Genomic DNA, 7,846 nt, shown 5'->3' on the forward strand with positions numbered 1-7,846 from the left:
GGAGAGATCACATAGAGAATTATCCCACCAATCATTAATTTCTGTGTAGATTGAACTCGTTTATCTTTAGCAAGTCTCACCATCAGAGCCATAAAATCAGGTAATAGTAAAAGATAATCGATCAATTCGCCATACTTTCCTTGAAATTTATCTTTTCTGAAGGTATTCACTTTTTTGCGAAGATTATCATAAATATCATCTGTTTTCTTACAATCTTCATTGATTTCTACAATGATTTCCTGAGCCTGTTCATTTTTTTCTTCTGTCATTTTATCCTCCTGTCAATTTAACCCGTTTAAAAGCTCCAACGTCTTATCATATTTGGTCTTAACTTCATTATACTTCTCTTTCTCTTTTGCAACGATATTTTCCGGAGCGCTGCTGATGAACTTTTCATTTTGCAATTTACCGTTTATCTTCCGTAATTCTATTTCCAGTTTATCTATCTGCTTTTGTAGACGCTGCTGTTCTGCTTTCACATCGATCAATCCGCTCAAAGGCAGATATATCTCCATTCCCATAACAACATCGGCTAATGCACCCTCAGGTTTGGGCATTTCTTTTCCGGTTTCAATTTCAACCACATTTGCCAGTTTACTGAAATAATTAAGATTCTCGTTCAGTAATTTATCCTGATTATCAGTTGCTGTCTTAATGCTGATTTTTACCTGTGTCTTCGGGGGCAGATTAACCTGCTTCCGCAAATTCCTGATCACTGTGATTGATTCCTGGATCATTGCCATCTCAGCTTCTATATTTTTATCAATCTTAGTATGATCGCTTGTGGGGAAACTGGCAATCACAACTGATTCTTCCAGATCCGTAACCCAGTTTTTGAGATTATCCCAGATTTCCTCAGCAATAAACGGCATCAATGGTTGTAAAAGGCGCATGGAATTCTGCAAAACATCAAGCAGAATATATTTCACTGTCATTTGCCTTATGGGATTATCCTCATTATACATGCGCTCCTTAGATAATTCCAGATACCAGCTGCAAAATTCCTTCCAAATAAACTCCTGGATCAAGAGGGCAGCATCATTTAATCTGATATTTTCATAGTAATATTCTGCTTTGGCAATTGTCTGCTGCAATCTACTATATATCCATTTATCTGCCAGTTCCATTTCCAATTCAGATTCTTTCAAACTGCCTTCGATATTCTCTACATTCATCATGATATATCTGAAAGCATTCCAGATTTTATTGGCAAAATTACGCCCCGTTTCCAGAATATTTTCACTATAATAACTGTCTTGACCCTTGGGTGTATTATAGATCATCGAAAAGCGTAAAGCGTCAGCACCAATACTATCGATAATATCAATCGGGTCAGGTGAATTACCAAGACTTTTTGACATCTTTCTACCAGTTTCATCTAAGACCATACCATGAAGCAAAACCGTGTCAAACGGAATCACTCCTCTGAATTCCAGTGTACTCATGATCATCCTGGCTACCCACAGGTAAATAATCCCAGGAGCTGTCACCAGCAGATTAGTAGGTAAAAAGTAATTCAGGTCTTCAGTTTCATTTGGCCAGCCTAATGTACTGAAGGGCCAAAGCCAACTGCTGAACCAGGTATCCAGTACATCTTCATCCTGCTTAAATTCATGATTACGGCAATCTGGACAAGTTTCAGGCATTTCCTTTGCTATCAACATCTTACCGCAAGATTCACAGTAATAGGCCGGGATCCTGTGTCCCCACCAGATCTGACGTGAGATACACCAGTCTCGTATGTTTTCCATCCAGTGCAGATAGACTTTTATCCAGCGTTCCGGCTGGAATTTTACCTGTCCATTTTTTACTACCTCAATAGCTTTTTCTGCCATAGGCTTCATCTTAACAAACCACTGGTCAGAAAGGTAAGGTTCGATTGCTGTATCACACCGGTAACAATGTCCCACAGCGTGCTGATGTTCCTTTATATTGCCCAGAAGACCTAAATCCTTAAGATCTTCTAAAATTGCTTTCCTGCATTGATATCTATCCATACCCTGATATTTCTCAGGTGCATTCTCATTCATAAAGCCATGCTCATCAATTACCAGTATCTGCTCTAGACCATGCCTCTGCCCTACCTCAAAATCATTAGGATCATGAGCAGGAGTAATCTTAACGCATCCAGAACCGAATTCTATATCCACGTAGTCGTCAGCGATTACAGGTATTTCTTTATTCATTAAAGGTAAGATCAATGTTTTCCCAATCATTTCTTTATATCGGTCATCAGCTGGATTTACAGCAACTGCAGTATCTCCCAGCATTGTCTCCGGTCTGGTTGTTTCCACAGATATATAAGTACCACTATCTTTTACTGGATATTTGATCTCCCATAATTTTCCTGCTTCATCTTCGTGCTCAACTTCATCGTTAGCCAGAGCAGTAACGCAGCGGGGACACCAGTTGATTATCCTCTTGCCTTTATAGATCAAACCTTTTTCATAAAGACTGATAAATACTTCTTTCACTGAATCAGATAATTGCTCATCCATCGTAAAGCGTTCACGTGTCCAATCGCAGGAAGCTCCCAGCTTTTTAAGCTGCTGAATTATCCTTCCACCTTTGGCATGCTTCCAGGCCCAGATCCTTTCCAGAAGCTCTTCTCTGCCAATATCGTGTCGGGTTTTACCTTCTTTCGCAAGTGCCTTCTCTACCACGTTCTGAGTCGCTATCCCAGCATGATCTACACCGGGCAGCCATAATGTAGGAACTCCTGTCATACGCTTATAGCGTATCATTACATCCTGAATCGTATTATTGAGAACATGTCCCATATGCAAATGTCCTGTAACGTTAGGTGGCGGGATCAATATTGTATAAGGCTTTTTAGTCTTATCTATCTTCGGGGTAAAATATCCTTTCTCTATCCAGTGGTCATACCACTTTTTTTCTATCTCCTGGGGTTCATATTGTTTTTTTATATCCATAATTATATATTCCTCAAGTCATTACTTTTATATTTATTTTTTTTAACTTATTACCGGCAGTGATATAGATGCACTTATCCAGAATATCATATTCACTGATATTATCAATTTTTGCATCATTTACAATTTCCGCAATCACTTCACCACTTCTTACCTGAGATAATGTGAGTCTTTTATCTTTATAGATCAAAAACACACTGTCATCTAATTGGCGATACTGATTAAGGTTGATCAGACAAACTCCCTTCTGAGAGTTATGTTCTCCGGATATCTGATAATTCTCTTCCCATATCTGTTTGCCATCATCCCGATTTAGGCTGATCAATCTTCCGTCAGCAAGTGAAACCAGAATGCGATTGGCATCCACCAATCGCAGCACCTCTACTTTGGAATCAAAACTCTTTTCCCATTTGATCTCTGCATTCCTTTTATCTATCTGATACAAAGATCTGTCACTGGCAGCATAAACACCCCGATAATCAAAGCATGTATTACTGCTGAATTTATTTGCGATTGTCATTTCCCAGTCAGCTTCCATCACAATTTTCTGCTGCGGGAAAATGGCAATATTCATATCTTCATTTGCCAGCTCATTCAATAGATCCTGAGCCTGCTCCTGGAGTAAAAAGAATTGTTCCTTTAGGTCATTTCGGGTGAACTCATTACGAGTAAATTTGAGTCTGCTGAAAAGATCATCAATCAAGTTTTTACCATAATATACATAAGCAGCGCTTAATATGATCACGAGCAATAAAATGGTTGCAGTCCTATTTACTCGCTTTCGACGACGCCAGGGTGTATTACTTGATGCTTTCTGTTCCCAGTTTTTGAGAATTATATACCCAAATTTATCTGCTTCTTTCAATTGACCAATATGCTCATTAATACTTAAAAAATGAAGTCCCAGATCCTGCAGACGCATAGCTGCAACGCTATCCATCACAAGAAAATAACTGCTTTCGGGAATTGTTACCTGCTCAACTTTTACTGCGATATCCATATCTCTTGATCCTAAAAGCATCAGATCTTCACGAGATGTCATTGTCAGATTTTCCCATTTTCGTCCGATTTCTTTGAATTCTGACTTATCTAATAAACCTATGAAATATCTGCCAAATTGAACAAAATACATCCGATCTGATTCCATTACACACAGAAATAAGGATATTCCCCGTTCAAGATCAGGTCTTTGACCAAATAATGAATAAAGACGCCAATTGATCTCAACGAAGAAACGTTGTAAGGCAGGAATGATCTTATCTTCCGGCAAATTATCAAGGTCAAGTTCAATTATCTCGCTCAATAGTTTTTCCAGCATCTGATTAGCAAAACTATCTTCAGAGTGATGTTTCAGCATTAGCATCATATTCCTGGGTTGACCTGGAAAATGATCCAGATAGATATAATTACTCAGGAAATTATCTGAACTATCAAATATCTTGATCATGTATTCCTCTTCAATTATACCATTTAATAAAACTGCGAATGAATACCCGCATCAGAATGGGTATATTCATCAGCATATTTGTGTATCCGGCATTTGCCAAAGGACACCAGCATTCCATATTTTTTATTGATCTGCGTTCCAGTATAGCATTATGATTATTCCAGATACGTCTGAAATTATAATCATTTTCACGCAGGTTTCCCATTGATCTTGCCTTGATACAGCAGCTCCAGATATCTCCATCTGGTGAGATCTGAGCAGAAGTGACCCCGGAATAACAGGGGATTACCTGCTTCTGATCGCGCATTATCAATTTTACCAATTGATAATATTCTATTCTGAAAGCTTCTGTTATCTTACCTATTCCCTTATACTTCCCATTTTTGATGCGATGGATCAAAAAATCTATAGCTGCTTTATAAGATACCATATCCGGAGTGATATCAGAACCCATTGTATCAAGCTCCACCCGTTCTTCTGCAATCTCAGTGATATAAGAATCAGGTTTTAACTGGATCAATTCACTCGCTATACTATGAAAATCAGCTACATTCAAGGTAGAGATAACTGAGTGAATACCAATGGAAAGATTCTTTGCCTTCAATTCTTTTAATCCATAATAGGTAGCCAGCACTTTCTCGTAATTACCTTCCACGTTTCTGATTTTGTCGTGCTGCTCTCCTATTCCATCTATTGATAAATTTATCACAAATTGTGTCCTGGGACATGAACTGGTAATCTTTTGCACTTTCTCAACTATCAATTCAGTTAGGATCCCATTTGTAGGAATATTAATAATCGCCGGTCTGCATTGCTTATATACTGCCTGGCAGATTTCATCTATATCAGTTCGTAAAAATGGCTCTCCCCCACTGAAAGTTATCCAGTAAGGTGATTTACCTAAATGTTTAAAAATCTCCTTGTATTCGGATAAGGTAAGATTCTTTGCTTTTTTATTATATATATTACAGGTACTGCAACGCGAATTGCAGGTATACAGCAGACTGATCGTGTAATTCATGGGCATGGGACAATGCCCACCCAATGAATAAGCCAGTTTATACTTTAATATCTTAGGTAATATTTCCAACATTTTTATATTTCTCTTTTTATATTTTTGCTTGTAGCTGCTATATCCCATTTAAAGGGATTCTTTTTTAATACTTTCAAGTCCCACCAGCCCAGAAAACGGCATAATATCTCTACTTTCATAGATAATATCAGATAAAACCATTCTCCTGGTCTGTCTATAAATTGCTTTTTCATTATTTTGAACAGCAAACCAGAATCCTGTGAAGCTACGTTATACTGCTGATTTTCTTTCAACCACAAATGTCCGCTGGCAATACGCCTGCGCTGACTTATATATTCACTCAGTTTTTCCGGTCCTTTATTATATACAACAGCATCTCCCACATACTGCAATTTAAGGTCATGCTCCAGTATTATCGCTTCAATACTGGCTTCATCTACTGCACTATGAGATGGTATTGCCGGAAATATATTGCGAAAGGCTATCATTTCTCCCAGTTTAGGTGATTCCTTTGCCATCAAATGATGCATCTCCCAGAGGATATGAACCAGATGACCTGTTATCCCTCTGCGTTTATTTTCGGGTACCGGTCTGCCTCCAGTTGCTCCCACCTGTTTATCAGAAAAAGCACTCACCAGCTTTTCAATAGTATCTTTTGCCGGTAAAGTATCCCCGCTTTCCACGATCAATATCTCGCTCTTTGCTGCTGCTAGAAATTTATTGATAGCTGCTGACTTACCATTCCGCTCTGCTTCTGTGATCAATTCTATCCGGTCATTGAGCTTCATCTTCTCGCGAACAATATCATCTGTACCATCATGACAGGCACTGGATACAACGATTATGCGGTCTATAACTACCTGCTTAAGCTCCTGCTGCTCTATTGCCTGCAAAAGCCTGCCAATATTCTCCGCTTCGTTATATACAATAAGCCCTATTTCACAATGTATCTGCCCCATTTCTACAAATCCTCTTTCTCTTCACCTTTTGAATTCTCACCGTAATTTGCCGCTGCATTTAAAACGCCATTGATAAACTTGCTGGAACTCTCTGAGCAAAACCGTTTGGCAATCTCGATCACTTCATCCATAATGATAGCTGCAGGTGTTTCAGTAAATAATATCTCAAATATTCCCATTCTGAGCAGAGATTTATCCGTAACAGCGAGTCTGTCTAAACTCCAGTTCTTTGAATACTGCTCAATAAGTCTGTCTATTTCTTCCTCATGCAGAATAGTATTCCGGATCAGGAATTCCGCAAATTCAGCAACTCGCTTATCTGGTGGTCTATCAAAATCATCCATCAATTCCTTAAGCTTATCAGGATAATATTCCAGCAGTTCCAGATGTCCCAGCACCTCATTGGTTTCCGTGTATTCCAGACTATATAATACCTTAAATGCTATCTCTCGACTCTTACGTCTTAATCCCATCTATTTTATTTCCTTCAAAAGGTTTACCATCTCAAGTGCTGAAATGGCTGAATCCCATCCCTTGTTTCCTGACTTGGTTCCTGCACGCTCTATTGCCTGCTCTATCGTATCAGTTGTCAATACTCCAAAAATAACCGGTTTGCCATGCTTAAGTGATACCTGGGCTACGCCTTTACTAACTTCGGCACTTACATAATTAAAATGAGGAGTTGCCCCACGAATCACTGCTCCCAGTGCTATCACAGCTATATAATCTTTGGCGCATAACTTATCTGCCACCAGTGGTATCTCAAATGATCCCGGTACCCAGATAACATCTATTTCTTCATCCTTAACACCATGACGCAAAAGACAATCCTTTGCTCCACCAAGAAGCTTACTGTTTATCAGCTCATTAAAACGACTCACTATAATCGCATAGCGACCGCCACTACTGATTAATTTTCCTTCCAGGGTTCTCATAATCACCTCCTGAATACTTATAATATTATCCAAAGTCATTAATATTATCGTTTTCTAACAGGCAAGATATTTTTGAGTTATATTACATTGCAATACTTTCGGACTACATTTACTGTGTATATGTGTGCAGTATCATCTGCTTGAACTTTCAACTAAAATTTGTCCTGAAGTCTTTTTCTTCTGTAATTTCACCCGCACATCTCACCAGCCGTTTCGACACCTTTTCTGATATAGTATTCCAATATTCCCAGACCTCAAGTAATAACCGGGTAAACAATAGGCAACCCCTTGGTAGCCCAGTTGAGATACTCCTTTGTTACTCGTAAGATACTAATAGGCTGCCTATGCTATGCTAATAAGGTGCTGATGGTGGGTTGGCTCATCGAAAATAACCCTGATAATGCCAAACTGTCGAATAATGTCAATGGCATTTTAAATTGGTACAGTTTTGGCACTCGTAACTGGTACAGATTTTCAGTTAATTTTGCCCTTCATTCTATAACTGTCACCAGCCATAACTACCGGTTCAGCATGATGAA

At 38.7% G+C, this 7,846-nt stretch carries 8 protein-coding genes; 1 reads left to right on the forward strand and 7 read right to left on the reverse strand.

Annotated elements, in window-relative coordinates; genetic code table 11:
- From RAO94_05300 to ribE, 7 genes are all read right to left on the reverse strand, one after another.
- Positions 1-269 (reverse strand): DUF1232 domain-containing protein (locus RAO94_05300; protein ID MDP8321745.1); only part of this gene is annotated, 269 nt, incomplete at its 3' end.
- A 12-nt stretch (positions 270-281) separates the two neighbouring features.
- Positions 282-2,933 (reverse strand): valine--tRNA ligase, encoded by a 2,652-nt coding sequence (locus tag RAO94_05305; GenBank protein ID MDP8321746.1) that lies wholly within the window; start codon positions 2,931-2,933, stop codon positions 282-284.
- 13 nt (positions 2,934-2,946) lie between these two features.
- Positions 2,947-4,380, reverse strand: coding sequence for a PQQ-binding-like beta-propeller repeat protein (locus tag RAO94_05310; protein MDP8321747.1), 1,434 nt, complete (start codon positions 4,378-4,380; stop codon positions 2,947-2,949).
- 10 nt (positions 4,381-4,390) lie between these two features.
- Entirely contained in the window at positions 4,391-5,473 is a 1,083-nt protein-coding gene (locus RAO94_05315) for a radical SAM/SPASM domain-containing protein (protein MDP8321748.1), read from the reverse strand.
- A gap of 2 nt (positions 5,474-5,475) precedes the next feature.
- Positions 5,476-6,372, reverse strand: coding sequence for a glycosyltransferase (locus tag RAO94_05320; protein MDP8321749.1), 897 nt, complete (start codon positions 6,370-6,372; stop codon positions 5,476-5,478).
- 2 nt (positions 6,373-6,374) lie between these two features.
- Positions 6,375-6,845: a transcription antitermination factor NusB gene (gene nusB / locus RAO94_05325; GenBank protein ID MDP8321750.1), complete on the reverse strand. Its 471-nt coding sequence runs from the start codon at positions 6,843-6,845 to the stop codon at positions 6,375-6,377.
- Complete coding sequence (gene ribE, locus RAO94_05330; protein MDP8321751.1) at positions 6,846-7,307, reverse strand: 6,7-dimethyl-8-ribityllumazine synthase; 462 nt, start codon at positions 7,305-7,307, stop codon at positions 6,846-6,848.
- Between the two features lie 300 nt (positions 7,308-7,607).
- Between ribE and RAO94_05335 the strand changes: the two genes are divergently transcribed.
- Positions 7,608-7,846: hypothetical protein (locus RAO94_05335; GenBank protein ID MDP8321752.1), on the forward strand; the 239-nt coding region annotated here is incomplete at its 3' end.

Origin of the sequence: Candidatus Stygibacter australis (assembly GCA_030765845.1) — a bacterium.
In the GTDB taxonomy this organism is placed as follows: Bacteria; Cloacimonadota; Cloacimonadia; order Cloacimonadales; family TCS61; genus Stygibacter; species Stygibacter australis.